The organism is Streptomyces sp. NPDC020681 (assembly GCF_044334895.1).
Lineage (GTDB): Bacteria > Actinomycetota > Actinomycetes > Streptomycetales > Streptomycetaceae > Streptomyces.
Genome location: NZ_JBIRTX010000018.1, coordinates 1 through 26,238, shown reverse-complemented (window position 1 = coordinate 26,238; position 26,238 = coordinate 1). Strand labels below are relative to the sequence as shown.

General features: G+C 70.4%; 26 protein-coding genes. 11 read left to right on the top strand and 15 right to left on the bottom strand.

Annotated elements, in window-relative coordinates; all coding sequences use genetic code 11:
- The first annotated feature begins 27 nt into the window (after positions 1–27).
- Positions 28–1,479 carry a PepSY-associated TM helix domain-containing protein gene (locus ACH4YL_RS31950; protein WP_398510975.1) on the top strand — a complete coding sequence of 484 codons (1,452 nt, stop codon included), beginning with the start codon at positions 28–30 and terminating at the stop codon, positions 1,477–1,479.
- Between the two features lie 51 nt (positions 1,480–1,530).
- On the opposite strand, the gene ACH4YL_RS31945 is transcribed toward ACH4YL_RS31950, so the two are convergent.
- The 6 genes from ACH4YL_RS31945 to ACH4YL_RS31920 all read right to left on the bottom strand — a co-directional run bounded on the left by ACH4YL_RS31945 (position 1,531) and on the right by ACH4YL_RS31920 (position 8,209).
- Entirely contained in the window at positions 1,531–2,088 is a 558-nt protein-coding gene (locus ACH4YL_RS31945) for a winged helix-turn-helix domain-containing protein (RefSeq protein WP_398510974.1), read from the bottom strand.
- 417 nt (positions 2,089–2,505) lie between these two features.
- On the bottom strand, positions 2,506–3,540 hold the full coding sequence (gene glnII / locus ACH4YL_RS31940) for a glutamine synthetase (RefSeq protein ID WP_398510973.1): 1,035 nt from the start codon (positions 3,538–3,540) through the stop codon (positions 2,506–2,508).
- Between the two features lie 110 nt (positions 3,541–3,650).
- Positions 3,651–3,815, bottom strand: coding sequence for a hypothetical protein (locus ACH4YL_RS31935; protein WP_398510972.1), 165 nt, complete (start codon positions 3,813–3,815; stop codon positions 3,651–3,653).
- The gene (locus ACH4YL_RS31930; RefSeq protein ID WP_398510971.1) at positions 3,812–5,560 is read right to left on the bottom strand and encodes a TIR domain-containing protein; all 1,749 of its coding nucleotides are present in this window, start codon (positions 5,558–5,560) and stop codon (positions 3,812–3,814) included. The genes ACH4YL_RS31935 and ACH4YL_RS31930 overlap by 4 nt, the downstream gene beginning before the upstream one ends.
- A gap of 70 nt (positions 5,561–5,630) precedes the next feature.
- A complete protein-coding gene (locus tag ACH4YL_RS31925) occupies positions 5,631–6,770 on the bottom strand; it encodes an ARPP-2 domain-containing protein (protein ID WP_398510970.1) in 1,140 nt (379 codons plus the stop codon).
- Entirely contained in the window at positions 6,767–8,209 is a 1,443-nt protein-coding gene (locus ACH4YL_RS31920) for a hypothetical protein (RefSeq protein WP_398510969.1), read from the bottom strand. The genes ACH4YL_RS31925 and ACH4YL_RS31920 overlap by 4 nt, the downstream gene beginning before the upstream one ends.
- A 203-nt stretch (positions 8,210–8,412) precedes the next feature.
- Here ACH4YL_RS31920 and ACH4YL_RS31915 point away from each other — a divergent pair, with 203 nt between their 5' ends.
- A complete protein-coding gene (locus tag ACH4YL_RS31915; protein WP_398510968.1) occupies positions 8,413–9,321 on the top strand; it encodes a Gfo/Idh/MocA family protein in 909 nt (302 codons plus the stop codon).
- Between the two features lie 108 nt (positions 9,322–9,429).
- Here the strand turns inward: ACH4YL_RS31915 and ACH4YL_RS31910 are convergent, their stop codons facing one another.
- Positions 9,430–10,113 carry a hypothetical protein gene (locus ACH4YL_RS31910; RefSeq protein WP_398510967.1) on the bottom strand — a complete coding sequence of 228 codons (684 nt, stop codon included), beginning with the start codon at positions 10,111–10,113 and terminating at the stop codon, positions 9,430–9,432.
- A gap of 159 nt (positions 10,114–10,272) precedes the next feature.
- Positions 10,273–11,685 (bottom strand): PLP-dependent aminotransferase family protein, encoded by a 1,413-nt coding sequence (locus ACH4YL_RS31905; protein WP_398510966.1) that lies wholly within the window; start codon positions 11,683–11,685, stop codon positions 10,273–10,275.
- 47 nt (positions 11,686–11,732) lie between these two features.
- Between ACH4YL_RS31905 and ACH4YL_RS31900 the strand changes: the two genes are divergently transcribed.
- The 3 genes from ACH4YL_RS31900 (at position 11,733) to ACH4YL_RS31890 (ending at position 13,777) form a co-directional block, all read left to right on the top strand.
- A complete protein-coding gene (locus ACH4YL_RS31900) occupies positions 11,733–12,221 on the top strand; it encodes a carboxymuconolactone decarboxylase family protein (protein ID WP_398510965.1) in 489 nt (162 codons plus the stop codon).
- Positions 12,222–12,338: 117 nt separating this feature from the next.
- The gene (locus tag ACH4YL_RS31895) at positions 12,339–13,277 is read left to right on the top strand and encodes a class I SAM-dependent methyltransferase (protein ID WP_398510964.1); all 939 of its coding nucleotides are present in this window, start codon (positions 12,339–12,341) and stop codon (positions 13,275–13,277) included.
- Entirely contained in the window at positions 13,274–13,777 is a 504-nt protein-coding gene (locus tag ACH4YL_RS31890) for a hypothetical protein (protein WP_398510963.1), read from the top strand. Before ACH4YL_RS31895 ends, ACH4YL_RS31890 begins: the two co-directional genes overlap by 4 nt.
- Positions 13,778–13,827: 50 nt before the next feature.
- Here the strand turns inward: ACH4YL_RS31890 and ACH4YL_RS31885 are convergent, their stop codons facing one another.
- Positions 13,828–14,190: an arsenate reductase family protein gene (locus ACH4YL_RS31885; RefSeq protein WP_398510962.1), complete on the bottom strand. Its 363-nt coding sequence runs from the start codon at positions 14,188–14,190 to the stop codon at positions 13,828–13,830.
- A gap of 132 nt (positions 14,191–14,322) precedes the next feature.
- Here ACH4YL_RS31885 and ACH4YL_RS31880 point away from each other — a divergent pair, with 132 nt between their 5' ends.
- Both ACH4YL_RS31880 and ACH4YL_RS31875 read left to right on the top strand, forming a co-directional pair.
- The gene (locus ACH4YL_RS31880; protein WP_398510961.1) at positions 14,323–14,622 is read left to right on the top strand and encodes a hypothetical protein; all 300 of its coding nucleotides are present in this window, start codon (positions 14,323–14,325) and stop codon (positions 14,620–14,622) included.
- Between the two features lie 211 nt (positions 14,623–14,833).
- Positions 14,834–16,180, top strand: coding sequence for a glycoside hydrolase domain-containing protein (locus tag ACH4YL_RS31875; RefSeq protein WP_398510960.1), 1,347 nt, complete (start codon positions 14,834–14,836; stop codon positions 16,178–16,180).
- Here the strand turns inward: ACH4YL_RS31875 and ACH4YL_RS31870 are convergent.
- The 4 genes from ACH4YL_RS31870 to hemC all read right to left on the bottom strand — a co-directional run bounded on the left by ACH4YL_RS31870 (position 16,153) and on the right by hemC (position 19,155).
- Complete coding sequence (locus ACH4YL_RS31870) at positions 16,153–17,004, bottom strand: MOSC domain-containing protein (RefSeq protein ID WP_398510959.1); 852 nt, start codon at positions 17,002–17,004, stop codon at positions 16,153–16,155. The two genes, ACH4YL_RS31875 and ACH4YL_RS31870, sit on opposite strands and share 28 nt — an antisense overlap.
- Positions 17,005–17,024: 20 nt before the next feature.
- A complete protein-coding gene (locus ACH4YL_RS31865) occupies positions 17,025–17,486 on the bottom strand; it encodes a hypothetical protein (protein ID WP_398510958.1) in 462 nt (153 codons plus the stop codon).
- Between the two features lie 66 nt (positions 17,487–17,552).
- Complete coding sequence (locus ACH4YL_RS31860) at positions 17,553–18,146, bottom strand: GNAT family N-acetyltransferase (RefSeq protein WP_398510957.1); 594 nt, start codon at positions 18,144–18,146, stop codon at positions 17,553–17,555.
- Positions 18,147–18,219: 73 nt separating this feature from the next.
- A complete protein-coding gene (hemC, locus tag ACH4YL_RS31855) occupies positions 18,220–19,155 on the bottom strand; it encodes a hydroxymethylbilane synthase (RefSeq protein WP_398510956.1) in 936 nt (311 codons plus the stop codon).
- 277 nt (positions 19,156–19,432) lie between these two features.
- On the opposite strand from hemC, the gene ACH4YL_RS31850 reads away from it, so the two are divergent.
- The 3 genes from ACH4YL_RS31850 to ACH4YL_RS31840 all read left to right on the top strand — a co-directional run bounded on the left by ACH4YL_RS31850 (position 19,433) and on the right by ACH4YL_RS31840 (position 23,070).
- On the top strand, positions 19,433–20,302 hold the full coding sequence (locus ACH4YL_RS31850; RefSeq protein ID WP_398510955.1) for an arpA protein: 870 nt from the start codon (positions 19,433–19,435) through the stop codon (positions 20,300–20,302).
- A gap of 81 nt (positions 20,303–20,383) precedes the next feature.
- On the top strand, positions 20,384–21,232 hold the full coding sequence (locus ACH4YL_RS31845; protein ID WP_398510954.1) for a class I SAM-dependent methyltransferase: 849 nt from the start codon (positions 20,384–20,386) through the stop codon (positions 21,230–21,232).
- A gap of 5 nt (positions 21,233–21,237) precedes the next feature.
- The gene (locus tag ACH4YL_RS31840; RefSeq protein ID WP_398510953.1) at positions 21,238–23,070 is read left to right on the top strand and encodes a choline/carnitine O-acyltransferase; all 1,833 of its coding nucleotides are present in this window, start codon (positions 21,238–21,240) and stop codon (positions 23,068–23,070) included.
- A gap of 1 nt (position 23,071) precedes the next feature.
- Here ACH4YL_RS31840 and ACH4YL_RS31835 read toward each other — a convergent pair whose 3' ends face one another.
- Entirely contained in the window at positions 23,072–23,803 is a 732-nt protein-coding gene (locus ACH4YL_RS31835) for a class E sortase (RefSeq protein ID WP_398510952.1), read from the bottom strand.
- Between the two features lie 159 nt (positions 23,804–23,962).
- Positions 23,963–25,372, bottom strand: coding sequence for a type I glutamate--ammonia ligase (glnA, locus tag ACH4YL_RS31830; protein ID WP_398510951.1), 1,410 nt, complete (start codon positions 25,370–25,372; stop codon positions 23,963–23,965).
- 254 nt (positions 25,373–25,626) lie between these two features.
- Here glnA and ACH4YL_RS31825 point away from each other — a divergent pair, with 254 nt between their 5' ends.
- On the top strand, positions 25,627–26,094 hold the full coding sequence (locus tag ACH4YL_RS31825; RefSeq protein ID WP_398510950.1) for an RDD family protein: 468 nt from the start codon (positions 25,627–25,629) through the stop codon (positions 26,092–26,094).
- Positions 26,095–26,238 lie beyond the last annotated feature (144 nt).

Genomic DNA, 26,238 nt, shown 5'->3' with positions numbered 1-26,238 from the left:
CGTCGACCTCAACTCCCCAGGACAGTCATGGCCATCGACGCCCCGTCCCCATCCCCGTCCCCGTCTGCGTCCACCGAGACCGAAACCGAGCAGCAGACCGCTTCAGCCTCTTCGGGTTCCACCTGGAGCGCTCTGCGACCCCTCGTCCTGCGCATCCACTTCTACGCCGGTCTCCTGATCGCGCCGCTGCTGCTCGTCGCGGCCGCCAGCGGACTGCTCTACGCCCTCTCCTTCCAGGCCGAGAAGATCATCTACAGTCATGAGCTCGAAGTCCCGGTCGGCGACCGTGTCCTTCCGCTCGAGGCCCAGGTCGAAGCCGCCCGCGAGGCCCGTCCCGACGGCACCGTGACCGCGGTCTGGCCCGCCGCCGAGGACGGCGCGACCACCCGGGTGCTGATGAGCGCGCCCGGCATCGCAGAGGGCAAGTCGCTCGCCGTCTTCGTCGATCCGTACACCGCGGACATACGCGGCGAACTGCCCTCCTACGGCAGCTCCGGCGCGCTCCCGCTGCGCAGCTGGCTCGACGGACTCCACCGCGATCTGCACCTCGGCGACTTCGGCCGCAACTACAGCGAACTGGCCGCCAGCTGGCTGTGGGTCGTGGCGCTCGGCGGCCTCGTGCTCTGGCTCGGCCGCAGGCGGGCGGGCAAACGCGCGCTGATCCTCCCCGAGCGCGGCTCCAAGGGCCGCCGCAGGACGCTCTCCTGGCACGGCTCGGTCGGCCTGTGGGCCGTGACCGGACTGGTGCTGCTCTCCGCCACCGGACTGACCTGGTCGCGGTACGCGGGCGAGAACATCGGCGCCGTCCAGGACCAGCTCGGCGGCGCCACGCCCACCGTCTCCGCGACCCTCGACCCGGCCGCCGGCACGGGCGACAGCCACGAGGGCCACGGCAGCGCAACGGGCGGCGAGCACCAGAACACAGAAGGCCCGGACGTCGGCATCGACAAGGCCCTGGCGTCGGCCCGCGCCGCCGGGATCGACGGCAAGCTCTCCGTCGTGCTCCCGGCCGAGGGCAGCGGCTATGTCATCAAGGAGACGGACGCCACCTTCCCCGTCCATCTCGACTCCGTCGCCGTCGACCCCGCGAACGGCAAGGTCATCGACGAACTCCGCTTCGCCGACTACCCCTTGCTCGCCAAGCTCACCCGCTTCGGCATCGACGCGCACATGGGCGTCTTCCTCGGCCTGGCCAACCAGCTGGCCCTGGCCGCGCTCGCGTTCGCGCTCATCATGCTGATCCTGTGGGGCTACCGGATGTGGTGGCTTCGCCGGCCCACCAAGGAGCGGAAGCTCGGCGGCGGCAGGCCGATACCGCGCGGCGCCTGGCGCAAGGTGCCGCTGCCCGCCCTGCTGCCGCTCGCCGCGGTGACCGCGGTCATCGGCTGGTTCGTGCCGCTGCTCGGCATCAGCCTGCTGGCGTTCCTGGTGGTCGACCTGGCGCTCGGAGCGGTCGCCAGGTCCCGCTCCCGCGCGTAGACAGACGCCAGGGCCCGGCCCCCGCATGGGGACCGGGCCCGGACCGTCAGCTCACGGAGCGTACTTGTAGCCGACCCGCCGCACGGTCTGGATCGTACGGCGGTGCTCGGCGCCCAGCTTGCGGCGCAGCCGGGCCACATGGACGTCGACGGTGCGGCCGTCGCCGACATGCCCGTAACCCCACACCGTCGTCACGAGCTGGTCGCGGGTGTGCACCCGGTGCGGATGCGCCACCAGATGCGCCAGCAGCTCGAATTCGAGATAGGTCAGGTCCAGCGCCCGCCCGTTCACCACGGCGGTGCGCTCGGCCGTGTCGATCCGCACCGGACCGTCGCCGGCCTGCTCCGGCTGCTCCGGTGCGGGCTGCTGATCGGCCGGTACGAGGACGAGATAGCCGACCATCGGCGGGCGGCCGGGCAGGCTGGGCAGATTGTGCTGCGGCGCGGGCAGCCAGGTCGCCCCCGGCGGCAGGAGCTCCGCCACGTCGACGAAGCTGCCGAGCGGCACCACCTCGTCACGGTCGACGGCGCGGAGTCGGTGCCGGCCCGTGGTGGGCAGTGAGGTGACAGACGGAGCGGGGACGGCGGAGAAGGATCGGGAGTTCGCCATGAGAGGTCAGCTCTTTCGCGCGGAGGAGTCGTCGAGTCGGAAAGACGGACGTACGTCGTGCGCGCTGGCCGAAGACCGGGATGAGCGGCTTTAGAGGGCCTGCGCGTTCACCGCGCGGCAACACACCCGGTCGAAGTCGTGGTGCTGCCGGGAAGGCCAGAACGGCTCGAGGTCGCTGCGACCTGTCACGGGGTTCTCATAGCCGGCCATGGGGCCATTGAAGCAGATGAACGCGGTGTGGAGCAGGGCCCCTCTCACAGGCCGAGACGCGGATCTCGTCAAAGTCCCGTCAACGCCGCCGTCATGTCCGCACCGCCGCGCAAAGGGCTGTCGCAGGTGCGCGGAGGAGATCGGCCGGACATGCGCAGAGGGCGTCCGCCGTACTCGGCGAACGCCCTCCGGGAAACGCAGTCGGGATCAGACCTGGCCGGCCTTGTCGAGCGCGGTGCAGCAGGTGTCCACCAGCAGGCGGGTCACCACGTACGGGTCGACGTTCGCGTTCGGACGGCGGTCCTCGATGTAGCCCATGCCGTCCTTCTCGACCTGCCACGGGATACGGACCGACGCGCCGCGGTTCGAGACGCCGTAGCTGTACTCGTTCCACGGGGCGGTCTCGTGCAGACCCGTCAGACGGTCGTCGATGCCCGCGCCGTAGTTCTTGACGTGGTCGAGCGGCTTGGAGCCCTCACCGAGCGACTCGCAGGCGGTGATGATCGCGTCGTAGCCCTCGCGCATCGCCTTCGTCGAGAAGTTGGTGTGCGCGCCCGCGCCGTTCCAGTCGCCCTTCACCGGCTTCGGGTCCAGCGTCGCGGAGACGCCGAAGTCCTCGGCGGTGCGGTAGAGCAGCCAGCGGGCGATCCACAGCTGGTCCGAGACCAGCAGCGGCGCCAGCGGGCCGACCTGGAACTCCCACTGGCCCGGCATGACCTCGGCGTTGATGCCGGAGATGCCCAGGCCCGCCTTGAGGCAGTTCTCCAGGTGCGCCTCCACGACGTCACGGCCGAAGATCTCGTCCGCGCCGACGCCGCAGTAGTAGCCGCCCTGCGCGGCCGGGAAGCCGCCGACCGGGAAGCCCAGCGGGCGCTCGCCCTGGAAGAAGGTGTACTCCTGCTCGATGCCGAAGATCGGCTCCTGCGCGGCGAACTTCTCCGCCACCTCGACCAGCTGCGCCCGGGTGTTCGACGGGTGCGGCGTCATGTCCGTGTTGAGGACCTCGCACATCACGAGGACGTCGTCGCCACCACGGATCGGGTCGGGACAGGAGAAGACCGGCTTCAGCACACAGTCGGAAGCATGGCCCTCGGCCTGGTTGGTGCTGGATCCGTCGAAGCCCCAGATGGGCAGCTCCTCGGCGCCGGTGCCGGAGCCCGCCGTCATTATCTTCGTCTTGGAACGAAGCTTGGCGGTCGGCTCGGTGCCGTCGATCCAGATGTACTCAGCCTTGAAGGTCACGGGCCTCATCCTTTGCGGGTGCAGCGGTATGCCGGGCAGCTTCGCAATACGCGATTTCCCGCCCGTTGCCCGTTTGTGAACCCCGTGTTACGCCGGGTTGGTGGCTCGCGCTACGCCGGACCGGTGACCCCTCCGGGCTCCGGCGCGGCACCGCCGGCCGCCGTGCCGAAGACGCGGTGCAGCTCCAGAATCCTGCCGCGGGTCTCGTCCCGGTCACCGAGCAGATGCTTGTCGTTCCATTTCCACAGCAGCTCACCGCAGATATCGCCGATCATCCTGCGGAAGAACTGACTCGTCGGAACCTGCGCCGTCGCGAAATGATGCACGCTCTGCTGGTCGATGAGCAGAAGGTATTCCTGGCGCTCCGCGTTCTCCTGCGGAGATCGGACACGGATCCGATTTCCCGGCATTCGAAGGTGCTCCGGAACAGCGGTGCCACGGGCGCGTCCAGCGGCATGACGTGAAGATGCGCGTGGTCGATTCCGCAGGCGGAGCTGAGACTCGGATCGCACAAACCGTGCTCGAAAGCCACGACGTCCGACGCATAGCTCTCGCGAATGATCCCGGTGACCCGCCGGCGCAGCATTTCCAGGTCCGCGAGCGCCGCCCGCTGCAGATCGGCCATGGACAGCACATGCTCCTGCGGCACGATCAGCACATGCCCGCCGGTCAGTGGCGCGACATCGGCGACAGCGACAAAGCCGGCGGCCCGCGCCAGCACCTCGGACGCCAGCTCGTCACGGCCGAACAGGTCCCGGAACGGGGTGGTTTCGGCGTCATGGAGCACATCGCACAGCAGGCACTGCCCGTTGCTCTCCGGATCCGCTTCCGGCTCCGGCGCCCCGGTGATGCTCAAGGGCTGGATCGTCTCGACCGCCTGCGGACGCTCTCCGTGGCCTGGGGTGAACTTGACGGCGGTGTGCATCATGATCCCGTGTTCTGCCAGCAACGAGTCGAGAGCCTCGTTCTGGCCGTCGTGCTCGGCGAGCGCAACAATATGTCTGGCATTGATTCCTGCGGACCTGAGAGCGGTCATGCAATCGACCAGATGATGTCCACTCAGTGCGACATCGTGCAGGAGGACGGCACGATCACCCTTCTCGTAAAAACCCTCCACAGGATTGTCGCGGTTCGGACCATAAGGGCTTACGTAGACGGCAGGGAAGGGTAGCAGCCCGGCTGCCGCATTCAGAATACCGGTGGCCGCGACCTTTGATACGGCAAGCAGCGTCGGCCGCATTACCTTGCGGTTCACCAGTTCGGCCACATGGTAGGCTAGATGGCCCGCGAGTACGCGCTGGTCCAGTGACTCCGGCGTCACTCGCGTCAGATCGAGATAGCCCGCCACGGGCGTCTTCACGGTATGTCCGACTTGTTCTTGATGCCGATAGGACAGGGCATACCTGCGCAGGATGTCGAGCACCTGCGGCTCCGGCAGTTTCGGAAAGGCCCGCGAGTCCAACTGGTCGCACAGCACCCGCGCCTTGAGCCGGACCCGGTCCCGCGGCTTGGCCTGCGGCGCGAGCCGGGTCAGCAGACCGGCGATCCTGGCGCCGTTGCTGCTCACTGCGTCCAGGCTGCGCAGCCACGGCACGATCTTGGGCTCGATCTCCACGGACTCGTACACCGACGGGTCCTGGTGCGCCTCCGGCGGTCCGAGCCGCAGATGCACCACACCGCCGAGATCCGACGGCAGCGCGGGGTCGGCCACCGTCACAATCGCCACCCGCGCCTGACCGAGCCGCCCGGTGAACAGCCCGTACTCGAGCAGCACATTGCTCGCCGGCGCGTACGTCGTCGCGCCGCGGCGGGTGGTCCGGTCGTCGGGCGTGGCGATGATCAACGCCCCGTCGGCCTCGTTGAGCAGCCGTAACAGCGAGTCCAGCAGCGTCATCCCCGGCGGAAAACACTGCTGGCTCCACCACAGCAGCGGCTCCACGCCCTGCCGCGCCAGGACGGCCGCCACCGCCGCCGCGTACGGGCGGCCTTCCGTGGACGAAGCTATGAACACGCGCGTCATGCGGGCTGCTCCTGCCGCTCACCTGCCGCGGACGCCGCCCCACCGCGCCGCCCCCCGTGGTGCCCGGATTTTAGCTGCTGGTCACCCGCGCGACCTCGTGCTTGAGCAGCGTCTCGAAGCCGGCGTCCCGGATTCTGCGTACCAGGTCGGCATGGCTCGTGCCGAGCGCCTCGGCGGTACGGCCCAGATGCCAGTCGCAGTCGTGCAGCCGATTCAGCAGATGGCCGCGCCGGATCTGCGCCTCGGAGAGCCGGAAGGTCTTCAGATAGGCGACGCGTCCCTTGTGGTCAGTGATCACCTCGCCGATGTGCTGCTCCGACTCGCCACGGCGGAACGGCGGCAGGAAACGCCACAGCGTGAACGAGTCCATGGTGTAGACCCGCTCGAAGAGGTACGAGGGATCCAGCAGCCGGGCCGCCATCAGCCCGTCATGGCTCTCCGCCCAACTCCGCTCCTGTGCCCGGGCGGCGGCCCGCAGATCCGCGATTGTCGTCATGTGCCGGCCCGAGTCGATACGCGCCTCGAAGTCAGGCACGGGACCGCCGAAGAAGGCGTACTGGTGGACCAGTTCGCCGTACAGATCCTCGATCAGCGACGGGTGCAGGGTGCGGTAGTCGGCCGGATGCGGCACGACAAAGGCGGCTGCGAGAGAGTCCGCCGCGTACACCAGCACACCGCACTGGTTCGGATGGATCTCGAAGATCCGCAGTGCATCGCCGAGCCCGCGCACCTGCCGGCCCGCGTACGCCGCCTCGGCACGCGGCGACAGTCCCAGGCGCACCGCCTGCTGCGACCACTCGTCCCAGACGATGGACGGGCCGCCGAAATGCAGCGCCAGATAGCCGTCCAGCGCGAGATGGAGCGGCAGAAAACGCAGTCGCTTCTCGGTCACGCCCTTGGCGGAGTGGCGCTTGGCCAGCCGGTGATGCCTGCGCACGGGCACACAGGCGGGGCACCCGTCGCCGACCTGCGTCCCGTACGCCGCGGACTGCGTGCCGTCGCCCGACCAGTCGGCGACGAAGCCGTGCGGAATGTAGGAGAGATAGCGGGTACGCGGCCCGACCTCCACCTCGCCGTACCCGGCGCCATAGATCTCGTGCCGCAGCCGCAGCCCGTCCACCGGCGCGCGGCGCACCAGCGGCACCAGCCGGATGCCGCCCCACACTTGGGCGGGCATGGTGGTCAGCCCGGACATGTCCAGCTTGTTCACTGTGCCTCCTCCCGGTGGCGGTCCAGAAAGCGTTCCGTACGGCGGTCGAGATATGCCTGCAGCTCCGGAAGGCCGGTGCGGCCCTCGGCGAACTGCGCGATTTCCACCAGCGCGGGCAGATCCTCGGCGTCGCGGATGCCGGCCGTCGGCACGCTCGGCGCGAGCCGGCGCACATCGAAACCGTCCGCGTCGTATACAGGGTTCACATGGACGACACTTGTCCGGCGGTCCCGGTCGAGGATGGTGCGCCAGACCCGCAGGACCTCTCCGGCCAGCCCCGGCGGCGCGTTGTCCCAGCCGTCCGAGACGATGACGAGGCGCTCCGGTGCGTCCTCCAGCGCGTCGAGGATCCGCGTGCCGAGCGGGCTCGGACCCCAGGGCCGTACCAGCAGCGAATCGGCCGCACCGGAAGTCCAGTGCGCGCGATACGAACCGGCCAGTGCCTCCAGCAGGAAGTGCGAGCCCAGCGCGACGGCGAGCGGACGACGGCGCTTCACACCGGAGCCGTACGAGGAGTAGCTGTCGTCCAGCACGGCCGCGACCCGTCCCCAGGTTCCGGCATACGGCCCGGCGGCTCGTAGAGCGGCGGCTCGCAGCGCACCGGTCAGCTCTGCGCGCCGGGCCGATCGCTCGTCGCGCGTGAGCGAGAGGACATACAGCGCCAGCCGGGTGAGCGGCATGCCGCCCAGCTCGGTCAGCGTTCCGGAGCGCTGCGTCCGCAGCCGCTCAAGGCGGGTCATACGAGGGGCGATCCGATCCAGGAACACGCCGCGCGGCAGACCGTGCTTGGCCGCGAAACCCTCGGCGACGGTGAACGGCAGCTCGTAGATCGCTTCCTGCTCGTAGTGCGCGCGGCGGTAGGCGTCGAGATGGGCGTGCGCGTACCGGACGCGCTTGCCGGGCCGGAAGAGAAAGTCGCCGAACTCGCCGTCGCCGAACTCGCCCTCCCTGAGCGGGAGATGGGAGTGCCGGACGGCAGTCTTCAGTCCGCTGCGGTACTTCACGGCGTCATGGCCGAGGTCCGGCCGGGCCGCGAGCCAGTCACGCAGAATCGCGCGCGTACGCCGGTTGTTGACCTTGGCGGTGCGCAGGGCACCGAACAGCCGGTAGACGCGCTGGGGCGGCAGCACGGCCAGCCGGGCGGCGATGAGCCGGCCCTCGGCACGCTTCTGGCCCTCGCTCGCCTCGCCCGCCGTGCGCAGCAGCTGCTCGACGATCCGTGCCGCGTTGTGATCGTTGATGTCGAGGGCGAGCGCGGCGGCGTACACCGGCCGGTAGTTGACGCGTACGTACTCGTGAAGAAAGGCAAGCGACAGCTGCTGTTCGTACGCCGACGAGCGGAACTCGCGCTGTCCGGTCGCCGTGATCGCGGCGTTCACGAACAGAAGCACGTCCTCGGCCGCGATCAGATCGGCATGGCTCTCGGCGGTGTCCGCCATGATCTCTCCCCGTACCGCCTCGGTCTTTCCCCGTACGCGCACATGCGGCGGCCGACCGGGGAATGGAGGCGCGATCAGCGAAATCACTGCATCAGAAGCAAGTCTCGGAAGTCGCACCGGAGTCCCGCGGCCGGCCGCTGAAAACGTAACACCGTTGGCACCGCGTTCCCCGGGAATTTTCCCCGGCAGGCAGACTGGGCCGCATGACGAATTCCGCGAAGCAGCTGCGTATCGGACTGTTCGGCGCTGGCCCCTGGGCGGAGCGCACCCAGGCTCCCGCGCTGGCCGCCCATCCCGAGGTCGAGTTCGCCGGGGTGTGGGCGCGGCGGCCGGAGGCGGCGGTTGCGATTGCCGATGCGTACGGCACCGCGGCGTACTCCGGGGACGACGGCGTCGACGCTCTCCTCGCGAACTGTGACGCCGCGGCCTTCGCCCTGCCGCCGGACATCCAGGCGCCGCTCGCGGCCCGGGCCGCCGACGCCGGCTGTCATCTGCTGCTGGACAAGCCGGTCGCGACGACCGTGGCCGCGGCCCGCGAGACGGCGCGGGCGGTGGAGCGGGCCAAGGTCGCGTCGGTGGTCTTTTGCACGCTGCGTTTCGCCGCCGACACCGCGCCGTGGATCGCCGAACAGGCGGCGGCGGGCGGCTGGTTCACGGCCCGCGCGCAGTGGCTCGGCTCGTTGTACGCGTCCGGTTCCGACAGTCCGTACGCCGCGTCGCCCTGGCGGCGCGACAAGGGCGGGCTGTGGGACGTCGGTCCGCATGTGCTGTCCGTGCTCATCCCGGTGCTCGGCGATGTGACCGCGGTGACCGCGGCGCGCGGGCCCGAGGACACGGTGCATCTGGTGCTGCGGCATGCGTCCGGTGCGTCCAGCACGGCGACGCTCGGCCTGAGCGCGCCGGTGAACGCGTCGGGCGTGAGCATCGAACTCGTCGGCGACCAGGGGACCGTGACCCTGCCGGACTGGGGCGACGCGGTGCGGTCGTTCGGGTCGGCGTTGGACGCGCTGCTGGAGGCGGCGCGTACGGGACGGTCGCACGGCTGCGACGTGCCGTTCGGGCTGCGGCTGACGGAGATCCTGGCGGAGGCGGAGGCCCGGCTGACGGTGTGACCGGCCGGCCGGGCAGGGATGAGCCGCGGCTCCCCCGAGGGACCTGACGGGGAGGGAGCCGCGGCTCGTGTGGGGGGTCTGGAAGGACCCGCGGGTGACCCGCGAGGGTCAGCCGACGCGCTCGATCCGCGCCTTGCGGATCAGGAACTTGCCGGGCTCACGGACCTGCTCGAACGCCGCGTTGTTGAGCAGCGCACAACTGCCGGACACGGACGCGACCTGGACCGTCGTCGACTTGTTGTTGTCGAGGTTGGTCACCTTGAGCGTGGTGCCGACCGGGAACTGGTTGCTGGAGGCCGCCGGAGCGCCGCCCTCGCCGGACAGCGTCACCGTCGAGCCCGCGCAGACGACCTCGCCGACCGCGCCGCCGCCCTGGTCGCCACCGCCGGCCTGGTCGCCGCCACCCGCCTGGTCGCCACCCTGTGCCGGCGGCTGCTCGGCCGGAGGCTCGGCGGGCGGAGCTTCCTGGGCCGGCGGCTGTTCCTGGGCGGGAGGCTGAGCCGCCTCACCGCCGCCGCCCCCGACTTCGCAGCCGGACGCGGCCTGCTGGACCTTGATCTGTGCGATGACGGCCTGCCGGTTGGCGATCCGCGCCTCGGACTGTGCGTCGGGATTGGCGCGCTGACCGGCGATGAAGCGCTCGTTGTTCTGCAGGGCGGTGACGAGCCCGTCGCAGGCGACGGACGCCTGGCTGGTGCCGGTCATTGCGAATGCCCCGCCGCCGGCGACGAGGGCTGCGCCGACGAGCAGAGCGATCTTCTTCTTACCGCTGAGGGTCTTCTTGCGCGACACGTGGGACTCCTGTGGGTCGGTTCCGTGTGCCGTTACGTACGAGTAGCCATTCGCTTCGTCTCAAGGCTCTCACCTGTAACTTCCTTAACTTTCCTTAAGGTTGAGCGGCTGGTCCGGGGCCTTCTGGTCGCGGACGGGACGTTACGGTTCCGCGTTCGATCAGGCCGGTGGCAGGGCGCGGCACAGCGCGTCCAGCGCGCCCGCGTAGGCGTGCTCGGGCGGAGTCGCGTACCCGACGACCAGACCGTCCCGGTCCTCTTTGTCCGGTCCCGCCGGGAAACCGGGATGGCGGTAGTCCGCCAGCCCTTCCACCGCCAGTCCCTGCCACGCCGCCGCCTTCAGCACGGCCCGCTCGGTCCCCGGCGGAAGGTCGAGCACCGCATGCAGCCCCGCCGCGATCCCGGTCACGCGCACATGCGGCGCACGCTCGGCCAGCACCGCCACCAACTGGTCGCGCCGGCGGCGGTGGCGCTGCCGCATCCTGCGCACATGGCGGTCGTACGCACCGGAGACGACGAAGTCCGCGAGCGTGAGCTGCTCGGTGGCGCTCGACCACTGCTCGCGCTCGCCCTTCGCCGCCACGATGTCGTCCACCAGCTGTTCCGGCAGCACCATCCAGCCGATCCGCAGGGTGGGGGAGAGGCTCTTGCTCACCGAACCCATCAGCACCACGCGGCCGGGATCGAGGCTCTGCACCGCACCCACCGGCCGGCGGTCGTAGCGGAACTCGCCGTCGTAGTCGTCCTCCAGGACGAGCCCGCCGGAGGTCCGCGCCCAGTCCACGACGGCCGCCCGCCGGCCGGGATGCAGCGGACCGCCGGTCGGGAACTGGTGCGCCGGAGTGAGCAGTACGGCCCGCTCCTTCGCCAACTCGCCGACCCGGGCGCCGTCTTGGTCGACGGGCAGCGCCACGGTCGCCACGCCGGCCCCGGTCAGCAGCCCGCGGTGGAAGGGCAGCCCGTACGCCTCCACCGCCCACCGGCCGCCCACGACCTGCGCCAGCAGCCGCAGCGCGTGCGCCACGCCCGAGCAGACCACGATCCGTCCCGGCTCGGTCCGCACTCCGCGCACCCGCGCCAGATAACCGGCCAGCGCCTCGCGCAACTCCGCACGCCCGCGCGGATCGCCGGGCCCGAAGGCGTCGTTCGGCGCGCCGGTCAGCGCCCGCCGCGCGGAGGCGAGCCACGCGGCCCGCGGAAAGGCGGACGGGTCGGGCTTGCCCTGGACCAGGTCGTACGTCGGCCGGGCCGCACGGTCCGGAGTGTGCCGGCGGCGTACAGGAGCGGCCGGCGCGACCTGCTCGGCGACGCGTGTCCCGGAGCCCTGGCGCGCGGTCAGCCAGCCCTCGGCGACGAGCTCGGCGTAGGCGTCGGCGACGGTGTTGCGGGCGATCCCGAGGTCGGCGGCGAGCGACCGGTACGGCGGCAGCCTGGTCCCGGGCGCCAGCCGTCCACTGCGCACGGCCTCGCGCAGCCCGCGCATGAGAACGGCGCGCCGGCTGCCCGACCCGGAGAGCTCCAGATGCAGATCGGCCCCCAGAGTCTCCGCCAAATTGACCCATGAATCTGCCACTCAAATGCACCCCTCGACCGGTCGCCTGCTCGCCTAGATTCGTACCCATGACGACGACAGAGATCAAGCCGGCAGAGATCGACCACCCCCTGGCCCGCATCAACTTCGCCAAGCTCGCCCCGAAGGCGTTCCGCGCCGTGATCGGCCTCGACGCCGCCGCCCGCGAGGGCCTGGACCCGGCGCTCGTGGAGCTCGTCCAGATCCGCTCCTCCCAGCTCAACCACTGCGCGTACTGCCTCCACATGCACACCGCCGACGCCCGCAAGGCGGGCGAGAGCGAGGAGCGCCTGCACATGACCGGCGTATGGCGGGAGGCGAAGCACTTCTTCACGGAGCAGGAACAGGCGGCACTCGCCCTGACGGAAGCGGTCACTCTGGTGGCGGACGGCGGAGTCCCGGACGCGGTGTACGCACAGGCGGCGGCCCAGTTCGAGGAGCGGGAGCTGGCTCAGCTGCTGGCACTGATCTTCACGATCAACACGTGGAACCGGATCGCGCTGGCGACGGGGAAGGTGGCGGGGACGGACGAGCGGTGACGCCGGGCCGGGAGGCCGGGCCGCCAGGACGCCTCGTCCCGGCGCGGAACTCCCGCGCCGGGCCCCGCGTTCCCGGCCGGATCGCGGCATCCGCGGCGGCTGCCGTACCGTACCCGCGTGCATCTGCTGGAGATATCCGACCTCGTCGTCGACCACGACCCGGCCACCCTCGAACGACTGCCGGTCCGGCGTGACGCCGTCGTGGCGAGGCTGGCCGCCGCCGGTGACCGGCGGGGCGCGCGGATCGCCGCGGGGCTGGCGTGCGACGGGGACGGGGTGCTCGATCCGTGCGCCGTCGACCGCAGGCTGGTCGCCGTCCACACCGAACTGCAGCGGCTCAGCGAGGAGTTGCGGATCGGTGAGCGCATCGCCGAACTGCTGCGGCCGATCCTCGCCGCGGCGAGCGCCGCCGAGCCGGGTGTGCCGCTGCGCGTCGTCGACGTGGGCTGCGGCCTCGGCTATCTGGTCCGCTGGCTGGCGGCCTCGGCGGTGCTGAGCACCGCACAGCCGGTCGATCTCGTCGGCGTCGACTTCAACGCCGCGCTCGTCGCCGAGGCCGAGCGGCTGGCCCGCGCCGAGAACCTGCCGTGCCGATTCGTACGCGGCGACGCCTTCGCACCGGACCAACGGGCCCCGGGCGGCGTGACCGTGTACGTCTCCACCGGCGTGCTCCACCACTTCCGCGGCTCCGACCTGCCCGCCTTCTTCGCCGCCCAGTCCGCGTCCGGCGCCGCCGCCTTCTGTCACTTCGACATCGCCGCGACCGGACTCGCTCCGATCGGCGCCCATGTCTTCCACCGGGCCCGGATGCGCGACCCGCTGGGCCGCCACGACGGCGTGGTCTCCGCGCGCCGCGCCCACGACGACGCGACGCTGCTGCGCGCGGCGGGGCACGCGGACGGCATGGTTCCGCTGGTGTACGAACCGCGGGGCCGCAGCAACCCGTTCTGCACGACCCTCCGGCCTGTCATCGGCGTACGGCCCGGACTCCTGCCCGCCCTGCGCGAGGGACTCGGCCGCCGCCCGTCCGGCCGCCTCGTCGGGGAGCTCGTGTGAACGCGCTGCTGCTGCTCGCCCTCGCCCTGACGGAGGCCGCGTTCGCGGGTTTCCGCGCCTCCGCCGGGCGCGACGGCCGGATCCGCAAGAACGCCGCCAACGCGGTGGCCGCGAAACGCGGCATCGCCGTCGCCGCCCCCGCGCTCGCCCTGACCGCGGCGCTCGCCTGCGTACTCCTTCTCACGGCCGGCAGTCCGACGGACCGCTACGCCGAACTCGACGCCGCGGCCCGCCGGATGCTCCTGGTCCTCGTCCCGTACGCGACCGCGGTCGTGGTCAGCCTGGCCTGCTATCTGTGGGCGCCGTTCCGCGCGAGCACGCTCGCGACCGTGGTCGGTCTCGGCCCGCTGACGCTGCTGCGTCCCGTGGTCGTACTCGCCGCGGCGGCCGCGGCGGCCTGGGACTCGCTCCCGGCGGCAGTGGTGGCGGTGGCCGCCGCGGCGGCCGTGCTGCTGGTCGAGCCGTTGACGCACCGCCGCTGGTACGCCGCGCCCCTGTGAACACGCCCCGCGGCCGGCCCTCAGCCCTGCCGGTGCTCAGCCCGCCGGTCTCAGGAGCGGCCGAGCGCGTCCCGTACGGCCTCGTCGGTACGGGCCACCACCGCCGTCCCGTCCTCCGCCGTGATGATCGGCCGCTGGATCAGCTTGGGATGCAGCGACAGCGCCTCGATCCACCGCTCCCGCGAACCCTCGTCCCGCGCCCACTCCTTGAGCCCGAGCTCCTTCGCCGCGGCCTCCTGCGTCCGCGTGATGTCCCACGGCTCGAGCCCGAGCCGCCCGAGTACCTCGCGGATCTCGGCCTGGCTCGGCACGTCCTCCAGGTATCGCCGGACGGTGTAGTCGGCGCCTTCCGCGTCGAGCAGCGTGATGGCGCTGCGGCACTTGGAACAGGCGGGATTGATCCAGATCTCCATGCCGTCACGCTACCGCCACTCCCGGCCCAACGGTCCCTCAGACCCCGTCTGGCCAGCGGCGATTGTCAGTGGCGGGCACTAGACTGAACAGTAGTTCGGGATGGTCCCGCCACCAGCGCCAGGAGGTTGCCGATGGCCGTAGCCAGACTCATGAGGAAGCCGACGACGACGCCGAAGCCGACATCGAAGGCCGAGTACCGGCCGCCGCAGCGGAAGCCGCTGCCGGCCGGACAGCCACGCGAGTGGTACGTGACGCACAACCGACGGCTGAAGGCCATGCGCCTTGCCATCGCCCTGCTCGACTCGGGCATCTACCACCCGGCGACGGCCGACAACGTACGGATACGAGCGACGGCGGACCGGATCGGGGTGCACCCGCCGTCGGACACGACGTGCCGGATGGTGCGGGCGCTGATCCGGTACGGCCGCTGAGCTGACGGAGGGCGTTCCGCCGCTGCCGTTCGCGGTGGCAGCGGCGGAACGCGCACGTGCACGCGCACGCGCACCCGTTCGGCAGGCCTGTCGCCAGACCGCTCAACAGTCCCGTCAACAAACCCGTCAACAGACCCTGGCAGCGACGGGTGAAATTAGCCCAGATGAGCGCATTCTTGTTCCACACGGTTTACGCCGCCAGGGGGCAGTCATGTCGTATCCGCCGCGCCATCCACACCGCATCCGCCGTAGATTCCTGGTCTTCTCCGCCGCCGGCGTTCTCGCCGCCGGCACCGCGCTGACCTTCGCGCCGCCCACCGCCGCCGAACCGGCCACCTCGGTGGCCTACCCCGCCGGCGCGAGTTCGACGAGGTACGCAGGACTCGCCTTCGACACCTGCACCGCACCGCCGCTCTCGGCGATCCAGGCGTGGAACGCGTCCCCGTACCGCGCTGTCGGCGTGTACGTCGGCGGCGTCAACCGCACCTGCGCGCAGCCGCAGCTCACCGCGTCGTGGGTCAGCTCCGTCGGAGCGCTCAAGTGGCGGCTGCTGCCGATATACAAGGGCCTGCAACCGCCCTGCGGCGCCAGGCCCACCGACGCCAAGATCAGCCTCAACGTGACGACCGCCAGGACCCAGGGCACGAACGCGGCCACCGACATGATCACCAAGGCGAAGGCCCTCGGCATGCAGCCCGGCAGCGCCTTCTACAACGACATCGAGCACTACTCCCAGACCGACGTCCCCTGCCGCGACGCCGTGCTGTCGTTCGTCTCCGGCTGGACGAAGGAGCTGCACCGGCTCGGCTATGTCTCGGGCGTCTACATGAACCTCAACCTCGGGGCCAAGCAGCTCTCCGACGCCTACACGTCCACCACGTACGCCCGGCCCGACGCGCTCTGGATCGCCCGCTACGACGGGGTCGACTCACTGACGGGCTGGACGAACATCGCCGACGGCAAGTGGGCCTCGCACCAGCGGGCCAAGCAGTTCCAGGGCAGTCACAACGAGACGTACGGCGGCGTCACGCTGAACATCGACACCAACCGCCTGGACACGCCGGTCGCCACGCTCGCGTACTCGTACACGGCAACCAGCACCACGACCCTCAACGCCCGCACCGGCCCCTCGACGGCCTACCCGGTCGCCAAGACGTACGCACCCGGGTCCGCGCTCAAGGCCGTGTGCCAGGCTCCCGGCTCCAAGGTCGGCACCTCGATCGTCTGGGACAAGCTCTCCGACGGCACCTACGCCTCGGACTACTACGTCAGCACCCCGTCCAAGACCACCTACAGCGCCCCGCTCCCGCGCTGCACGTACCCGTACCAGACGACCGCGCCCGGCGGAGTCACCCAGCGCACGGGCCCCGGCTCCTCGTACGCCGCGGCGGGCACGCTGCCGAACGGCGCGCTGGCGTGGGTGTACTGCCAGCGGCCCGGCTCGAAGGTCGGCACCACGAGCGTCTGGGACCGGATGGACAACGGCCGCTACGTCTCCGACTACTACGTGGCCAACCCCAGCAACACCACCTACAGCAAGCCGGTGCCGCGCTGCTGAGCCCACGTCGGCACGGCAGTGTCACCAACAGCAAGCGTCCCGTGGCGCACCACCGCCGCCTTCAGGCCGAAGCTGACCTTGTTCTCGTACTCCGGCTCGCGGCGGTAGGTGGCGAGCGTACGGATCGGTTCCGGACCGGCCCGCAGGCCGGTGAGCTGGTCGACCATCGGCACGGCGCACCTCATCGCCCGTACCGCGTACGCGAGTTGGACCGCGCCGATCTCCAGGAGCCGCATCCGGTCCTCGTCGTGCGGTTCGGCGCAGCCGTCGAGCACGATGTTCGGCCGGAAGCGGTCGACGGGCACGGGGGCGGCGCCGGCCGCCTCGATCCGTGCGTTCAGCCCGTCGAGCGAAGCCTGCGAGACGACCAGCACGGCGTGCGCGTCCGCGAACCCGACCTTGCCCGGCGTCTCGCCCCACCCGTCCCGATCGAACCCCGTGGGCACCCGCACCAGCCGCGACTTGACCCCCAGCACCTCGGAGAACCACTCGGCCGCGGCATCCCCCTGATCCGCGCCCTCCCCGATGTCCCGCCCGAACATGCTCACGGCCCGCCGCACCCCGTCCGGATCGGCGTCCAGCACCAGGCTCTCGACCCCGTCGGCGGCCAGCCGCAGGGCCGCGCCGCCGTCGACGACCGCCGGCCGGACGGCGGCCATGGCGGGCAGCGTCCTCTGACTGCGAAAGGTCCCGTCGATGGCGTCGACGACCATGAAGCTCCGGTCGTGCTCCAGCCCGGTCTCGCCGACCCGAGCGGACTCAACTCCGGTACCGGCGCAGCCCTTCACCGGGTAGTACGTCAGCCTCTGCACAGTGATCCCCATGCGCACCGATCGTACGTGCGTCAGAATCCCGTGCACGAGGCAGTGGCGAGCGGTCCGGTGGCGGTGGCCGTGATCGGAGCGTCGTCGTCCACCGTCACGGAGCAGGTCACGCGTCCGCCGTCCGGGCCGAGGGTGACGACAAGCGAACCACCCTTGAGGAAGCCGTTGGTCGTCAGTTCCTTGCGCCACGGGAGCGTCGCGGCGGACTCCTGGTTCGTCACTTCGGAGCCGTCACGCCAGGTCGTGTAGGAGATGGCCGGGTTCTCCGCGTCACCGGTGACCGCGTACCTGACCCGGACCGTCTTCGAAACCTCGTCGGACACCTCGTCCACGACAACGGCGACGACGGCGACACACCCGCCCGTCAGCAGCAGGCCGACGACCAGCAGCACCCACGGCCACCTCCGCCGCTTCTTCATCGGCGGCGGGGGCCCGGGTTGCGGGGCATCCCAGCGCTGCTGCCAGGCATTCGGGTCGCTCATGGACCCAGCGTCGGCCGATCCGGCCCGCCGCGCGACTCGGAGCGTCAGGTGCTCGCGGCCCGGACCTCACAGCCGCGCGCTCAGCCGTTCCTTCACACCCGGCCACTCCTCCGCCAGGATCGAGAAGTAGACCGTGTCCCGCCATGTGCCGTCGTGGCGGAGGCGGTGGCGGCGGTGGGTGCCCTCGCGTTGGGCGCCCAGGCGGGCGATCGCCTGCTGGGAGCGGGTGTTCAGGTGGTCCGTCTTCAGCTGTACCCGGCCCATGCCCAGGTCCTCGAAGGCGTGCGTCAGCAGGAGCAGCTTCGACTCCGTGTTCACCGCCGACCGCCAGTACGCGCGGCCGTACCAGGTCCAGCCGATCTCCACGCGCTCGTTCTCGGCGTCGACGTCCAGGAACGTGGTCCAGCCGACAGCCGCGCCCGTCTCGCGGTGGACGACCGCGAAGGGGACGTACACGCCGCGCTCCGCCTCGTCGAGGAGCGCGCGGAGCTTCGCGCCCAGTTCGTCCTGCGTGTGCGGTGTCGGGCCACCCTGCCAGCGCCAGACCTCGTCGTCCCGGCCGCCCGCGGCGAAGAGGTCCGGAAGGTGTTCCATCGTGAGTGGCTCGAGGCGCACATGACGGCCGGTCAGGGTCACGGGTGAAGGGGGCTTGGCAGGCATGCCTCAAGACCGTAGCGGGATTCTGTACTAGCCGCAATCAAATTATGTACTAGTGCAATGCGGGGAACGGTGCTCAGTGCGCGATGCCGTCGATCAGTTCCCGCGCCCCCTGCCGCAGCAGCGCCACCGCCACCGACGTCCCGAGCGTCGCCGGGTCCAGCGGGCCCGCCCACTCGTGGGCGTTGAGGACCCGCTTGCCGTCCGGCGTGAAGACGCGGGCCCGCAGCGACAGGTCACCGGTCCCCTCCGACCGCGCGTACCCGGCGATCGGTGAATTGCAGTGGCCCTGCAGGACATGCAGGAACATCCGCTCCGCCGTGGCCTCACGGAACGCCGCCGGGTCGCCCAGACCGCTGACCGCGTCGATCGTCTCGGTGTCGTCCTCGCGGCACTGCAGCGCCAGGATCCCCGCGCCGATCGGCGGGCACATCGTCTCGACCGAGAGAACCTCGCTGATCACATCCGTGCGGTCGATCCGTTCCAGCCCCGACACCGCCAGCAGCAGCGCATCCGCCTCGCCGGCCGCGAGCTTCTCCAGCCGCCGGTTCGCGTTGCCGCGCATCGGCACGCACTCCAGCTCCGGGTGCGACGCCGCGAGTTGGGCGATCCTGCGGACCGAGGACGTGCCGATACGCGTACCCGCCGGCAGCTCGTCCAGCGTCAGGCCCTCGGGGTGGATGAGCGCGTCCCGGATGTCGTCCCGCTTCAGGAACGCGGCGAACGTCGTCCCCGCGGGCAGCGGCCGGTCCGCGGGCACGTCCTTGACGCAGTGCACCGCCAGATCCGCCTCGCCGGCGATCAGCGCCGCGTCCACCTCCTTGGTGAACGCGCCCTTCCCGCCCAGCTTCGCGAGATCGCCCATCCACCGGTCCCCGGACGTCGTGACGGGCACGACCTCCGTACGGATCCCCGGATGGAGCGCCGACAGCTCGGCGCGTACGCGCTCGACCTGGGCGAGAGCCATCGGTGAGGAGCGGGACACGATGCGGATCAGTTCGGGCGAAGGCATGCGGACCACGATAGAGCCTCGGGCTCGAGTCTCATTTCATCCGCCCGGCACGGCGGTTGCGCGCCAGGTCAGGGCGTGCGGCGCGATCGTTCCTCGGCGAGTTCGGCCCCGAATTCGACCACGAGGGGCCCGAATTCGACCGAGCGGGCCCTTGGCTCGACACGGCTCCGTCGTGTGGCGTGTCACAGACAACCCGGCTGCGCTGTGGGAGCTTCAACTCTGTTACTCATCAGTCGAGTTGCTGACGATCTGCCCTGCCGCACGTGGAGAGGATCGAATGAGCACTTTGGAAGCCGTATCGCTCGACCAGGTGGTCGACACGGCTCGGTATCCCCTGTCGGAGCTCGATGGCGCCGAAGGACAGGCTGTCATCGCCCGCGCCCGCCACGAACTGCTCGCCGACGGCTGCACCGTACTACCGGACTTCATCCGCCCGTCCCTCCGCGATGTGCTGCGCCAGGAGTGCTCCGCCATCGCCCCCCGCGCGCACTTCGACGTCGAGACGGTCAACGTCTACAACATCCCGGTCGACTCGGATCTCCCTGAGGACCACCCCGGCCGGAGGACCTTCCAGCGGGGCAACGCGTTCGTCGCGCGCGACCGCATTCCCTCGGGCTCCCTCATCAGCCGGCTCTACTCCCACCCCGAATTCCAGCGCTTTGTCGCAAGCTGCTTCTCACTGCCGCAGCTGCACGAGCTCGCGGACCCGCTCTCCGGGCTGGTGCTCAATGTCGTCGAGCCGGGCATGGAACATCCCTGGCACTTCGACACCAACGAGTTCACCGTCAGCATGCTGACCCAGGAAGCGCAGGCCGGCGGCGTCTTCGAGTACTGCCCGAACATCCGGTCCGCGCACGACGAGAGCTTCGACGACGTCCGGGCCGTACTCGACGGCCACGGCGGGCGGCTGACCCACCGCCTCCCGCTGCAACCCGGCGACCTGCAACTTTTCAAGGGCCGCTACTCCCTGCACCGGGTGAGCCCGGTGCGCGGCGAGGTCGCGCGGCACTCGGCGATCTTCGCGTACAGCGAGCGCCCCGGCGTCATCGGGAGCGCGGCGCGGACCCGGCAGCTCTTCGGCCGGGTACTGCCCGAGCATCTGGCGGCCGAGGGCCGGGCCGTGCGGGGAGACCGACTGCTCGACTGACGGACGGCGTACGGCCCGGGCCTGCCGCAGGCCCGGGCCGGTTCCACTCTGCGATCAACGATCCATGGAGGAGCAACCCCCGTGCGTTTCGACGCCACCGGAAAAGTCACGCTCGATCACATCTACACCGAGCCCGATCCCCGCGCCTATTTCACCCTGCTGCGCCCGCTCGGCTACTGCGTTCCCCAGCAGGCCAAGCCCTATTTCGCCAAGCTCATCAAGGAGTACCGCGAGTCCCGGCACGTCGAGATCCCGCAGGTGCTGGACATCGGCTGTTCGTACGGAATCAACGCCGCGCTGCTGAAGTACGACGTGACCATGGACGAGCTGTACGAACGCTACGGCGAGCGGGAACACGAGCGCCGTGAAGCGCTGCTCGACCGCGACCGCGAGCTGTCCCGTTCGCACCGGCCCGCGCAGCGCGTCCGCTTTGTCGGCCTCGACACCTCCGAGAATGCGCTCTCGTACGCCCACGAAGCCGGGTTCATCGACGACGCCGTCCACGCCGACCTGGAGGCGAACGAGCCCACACCGCGACAGCGCGCCCAGTTCGCCGGTACGGACCTGGTGATCTCGACGGGCTGCATGGGCTACGTCACCGAACGCACCCTCACCCGCGTCGTCCGGGCGCAGGACGGCCGCCGGCCCTGGATGGCGCACTTCGTGCTGCGCATGTTCCCGTTCGACCCGGTCGAGCGAGCACTGGCCGGGCTCGGCTACCGGACGGTTCGTGTCGATGACGTGTTCAGACAGCGCCGGTTCGCATCCCCGGAGGAGCAGGCGCTCGTGCTCGACAGCATGTCGGCCGCAGGAGTGGATCCGAAGGGCCTGGAGGAGGAAGGCTGGATGTACGCACAGCTCTACCTTTCCCGGCCCCATGGCCACGGCCAGGGCCCAGGTTCCAACGATACGAATCGAGAGCAGAGTTGAAGATCATGCACGATGTGGCGGACAACCAGCAGGACGGGGCGGACAACGCGACGTTCGCCCAGGAGAGCAGCCTGCCGCGGGTGCCGCTGCCCACGCTGGAGGCGAGCTGCGAGCGGCTCCTCGCCTGGAGCGCGCCGCTGCTGACCGCCGACGAGCGAGCGGCGACCGAGGCGGAGGTGGCCGCCTTCCTCCGGCCCGACGGGCCCGGCCGGGTTCTGCAGGCGGCGCTCGAGGAGTACGACGCCACGGAGGGCGTGCACAGCTGGCTCGACACCTTCTGGCCGTACCGCTACCTGGGCCGCCGGGACCGGATCGCGCTCAACGCCAACTTCTTCTTCCTGTTCCAGGACTCCGCCCAGGCGCAGGTGGAACGGGCGGCCGGGCTGGTCGCCGGGGCGCTCAACTACAAGCGGCAGATCGACCAGGGACTCATCGCGCCGGTGGTGCAGCGCGGTGTGCCCCAGTCGATGGTGCAGAACAAGTTCCTGTTCTCCGCCACCCGGATCCCGGGCGCGCAGCAGGACACCGTCCGCGCTCCCTACACCGACGAGTGGCCGGGCCCGTCCGAGGCGCGGCACATCGTGGTGTTCTTCCGGGGCAGCATGTTCCGCCTGGACGTGCTCGGCGCCGACGGTGCCCCGTACAGCCTGGAGGACCTCGAGGCGGGGCTGCACGCCGTGATGAAGGCCGGAGCCGAACCGGCCGCCGCGGACACCTCGGTGGGGCATCTGACCACCATGGCCCGCGCGGAGTGGGCGGCGGCGCGGCAGGCCCTCAGGGCCCGCCACCCGCGTAACGCCGACGCGCTGGACGACATCGAGACCGCGCTGTTCTGCGTCTGTCTGGAGGACTTCGCGCCCGCCGACACCCAGGACACCTGCGACCAGCTGCTGTACGGGGACCGCGGCAACCGCTGGTTCGACAAGGCCGTGTCGTTCGTCGTCTTCGCCGACGGCCGCGCGGGCATCAACGTCGAGCACTGCGAGCTGGACGGCACCACCATCCTCAGCTTCACCGACGCCCTGCTCGGCACCCCGGCCGAGGAGCACTCCCGCCAGTCCGGGGCCCGCTCCCAGGGGCTGCCGGCGCTGGAGCCTCTCGTTTTCGAACTCGACGAGACCCTGCGGACCCAGGTGCGCTACGCCGCCGACGCGTTCGCCGCGTACGGCGAGGCCACCGCGACCCGCACGGTGTCGTTCGAGGACTTCGGCAGCACCGCGGCCAAGGCCCTGCGGGTCTCCCCGGACGCGTTCGTCCAGGCCGCCTACCAGCTCGCCCACCAGCGTGCGAAGGGCCACCTGGGCGCCACGTACGAGTCGATCGCCACCCGGCAGTACCGGCACGGACGGACGGAGGCGATGCGCGTCGTCACCCCCGAGATGCTCCGGTTCGTGACGGTGATGGAGGACCCGGAGACGGACCCGGCCGCCAGGCGGGCCGCTGTCCGGGCCGCCGCCGAGGCCCATGTGACCCGTGCGAAGGAGTCCCAGGCGGGCCAGGTGCCCGAGCAGCACCTGTGGGAGCTGGAGCTCATCCAGCGCCGCCGGGGCGCCGAGCTCGGCGTGACCGAACAGCCCGCGCTGTACCGGTCACCGGGCTGGCTGACGATGCGCGACGACTATCTGAGCACCAGCTCGGCGCCGTCCCACAACATCCAGTACTTCGGTTTCGGGTCGACGAGCAGCCGGTGCATCGGCGTCGCGTATGTGCTGCTGCCCGAGCGGTTCAACCTCTATCTGAGTACGCCGCAGACGGTGGCCCACCAGATGGTCACGTTCGCGGATGAACTGCGGCGGGCGGTGGCCGAGCTGCGCGAGCTGCTCTCCTCCGACGACTGACTCAGGGAGCCGGGGCATCCCGCGTACCGGCCAGCACCCCGACCTTGTCGATCCGGTGCTCGGGATTGCCCCGGTCGTCCCGCCAGAAGTTCCCGTCCGCGTTGTCCTCCGGCGTCGCGCAGGTGGAGATCGTGATCATCGCTTCGGTGGCCTTCTGGCCGGGCTGCCCGGGCACGGCGGCCCGCTGCTCGGCGAGCGACCGCTCGGACCGGAAGGACGTCTCCCGGGTCTCGGTGATCTTGTACTCGTAGACCTTGCCGCCCGAAGCGACAAGAACCGAGTCACCCTTCTCGACGGCCGGCAGATTGTTCAGCGGCCCGCCGTAGGAGATCCGGTGCGCCGTGACCAGGTAGTTCCCGACCTCGCCGGGCCCGACCCCGCCGCTTTCGCCGTACGGACTGGCAGCCACGCCCTTGTTCTGGATCCGCGTGCCGGGCCAGTCGTCGGTGGTCCCCTCGTACGGGACGACCTTCAGATCCTTCAGCCCGATCGACGGAATGCTGAGTGAGGAGGTCTGGGTCCGCGTACTGGTCTTCGTGGGAGCGGGCTCCGGGGAGGGCGGGGGAGGCGCGGGCGCCGGCTGGACGGCCTTCGCCGCCGATGTCGAGGGAGCGGCCTTGCCCTGCTGGGCGGCGGCGCCACTGCTGCCGGAGAAGCAGCCGGTGAGTACGACGACAAGCGCGCCTGCGAGAGCGGCGGGAACAGCACGGGAAAGAGTCTGGGAGCGGTACATCGCGGTCCGGATCGGTAGCCGGGCAGATCAGTGGGTCTCGTCCCAGTACAACAGAAACCGGTGTGATCTTCCCGACCGGTCATGGCTGTGGGCGGTCATGGCTGAGGGCCGCAGCCCCCGCGTTCTGCGGGGACTGCGGCCCTCGGCCGACAGTCGTCTTTAGATGTCGAAGTACAGCTCGAACTCGTGCGGGTGCGGCCGCAGCTGGATCGGGGCGATCTCGTTCGTGCGCTTGTAGTCGATCCACGTCTCGATCAGGTCCGACGTGAACACCCCGCCCGCCTGCAGGTACTCGTGGTCCGCCTCCAGGGCCTCCAGGACCGCCGGGAGGGAGGTCGGGACCTGCGGGACGCCCGCGTGCTCGTCGGGGGCCAGCTCGTAGAGGTCCTTGTCGATCGGCTCGGCCGGCTCGATCTTGTTCTTGACGCCGTCGAGGCCCGCGAGCAGCAGGGCCGAGAACGCCAGGTACGGGTTCGAGGACGGGTCCGGGGCGCGGAACTCGACGCGCTTGGCCTTCGGGTTCGAGCCCGTGATCGGGATGCGCATCGCCGCCGAGCGGTTGCGCTGCGAGTAGACCAGGTTGACCGGGGCCTCGAAGCCGGGGACCAGGCGGTGGTACGAGTTCACCGTCGGGTTCGTGAAGGCCAGCAGCGACGGCGCGTGCTTGAGGATGCCGCCGATGTAGTAGCGCGCCGTGTCCGACAGGCCCGCGTAACCCTGCTCGTCGTAGAAGAGCGGCGAGCCGCCCTGCCACAGCGACTGGTGGACGTGCATGCCCGAGCCGTTGTCGCCGAAGATCGGCTTCGGCATGAAGGTCGCGGTCTTGCCGTTGCGCCAGGCGACGTTCTTCACGATGTACTTGAAGAGCATCAGGTCGTCGGCCGCGGCCAGCAGCGTGTTGAACTTGTAGTTGATCTCTGCCTGGCCGGCGGTGCCCACCTCGTGGTGCTGGCGCTCGACCTGGATGCCGACGTTCTCCAGCTCCAGGGAGATCTCGGCGCGCAGGTCGGCGAAGTGGTCGACCGGCGGGGCCGGGAAGTAGCCGCCCTTGTAGCGGACCTTGTAGCCACGGTTGTCCTCGACCGCGCCCGTGTTCCACGCGCCGGCCTCGGAGTCGATGTGGTAGAAGCCCTCGTTCGACGTGGTGTTGAAGCGCACGCTGTCGAAGACGTAGAACTCGGCCTCGGGGCCGAAGTACGCGGTGTCCGCGATGCCGGTGGAGGCGAGGTACGCCTCCGCCTTCTTGGCGATGTTCCGCGGGTCGCGGCTGTACTGCTCGCCCGTGATCGGGTCGTGGATGAAGAAGTTGATGTTGAGCGTCTTGTCCTTGCGGAACGGGTCGAGCCGCGCCGTCGACAGGTCCGCACGCAGCGCCATGTCGGACTCGTGGATCGCCTGGAAGCCGCGGATCGACGAACCGTCGAAGGCCAGCTCGTCGGACGGGTCGAACGCCGTCGCCGGGATCGTGAAGTGCTGCATCACGCCGGGAAGGTCACAGAACCGGACGTCGACCATCTTGACGTCGTTGTCCGCGATGAACTTCTTGGCGTCGTCGGCGTTCTGGAACATCCAACTCCTCCTACTCCCGACCCGGGAACGGGCGGGGTGGTAGCTCGTCGTGCGGCCAGTGCGGTGGCACACGCTGGACCCGACCATAGGCAGACCGGATTTCTCAAGCATGACCCATTTGTTTCACCCAAGTTAACCGGCCTGGGTGGCAGGGGGGTACCCGAGGGACGCGTGAGGAGCCCGGCGGAGGCCTGCGGAGGCCGGAAACGGGACCGGGGGCCAAGGGGCGAAACCGGTCGCAGTACCGTTGACGGGTGGACAACAGGCAAGCAATCGGATCGTGGCTCTCCGGCCCCCGCGCGGCGGCCGAGGACATGGGCGCCGACTTCGGCCACCGGGGCGAGCGGCTCGGCCTGCCGGCGGAGGGGCCCGGCGCCATCGCCCCTCTCGGGCGGCGCTTCGGCGCCCTTTTCGTCGACTGGGGGCTGTGCCTCCTGATCGCATACGGATTCTTCGCCGGCGGTGACCGCGAGGTGGCGGGCAACTGGGCGCTCGGCATCTTCCTCGTGCTGGGCGTGCTGACCGTCGGCACCGTCGGCTTCACTCCCGGCAAGCGGCTCTTCGGGCTGCGCGTCGTCGCCGAGGACGGCGGCCGGCTGGGCGTCTTCCGGGTTCTCGTACGGACCGTGCTGCTCTGCCTCGCGCTCCCGGCACTCATCTGGGACCGCGACGGGCGCGGACTGCACGACCGCCTCGCCCGCGCCGTACAGGTCCGGATGTAGCAGAAGAACGCACGAGAGGAGGGGGGGGGGGGGGGGGCCCCGGCCCCCCCCCCCCCCCCGCGAAAAAAACAACCAAAAAAAAAAACCCCCAAAAAAAAAGAACCGCCAAAAAAACACCCACAAAAACACACCCCAAAACCCCCC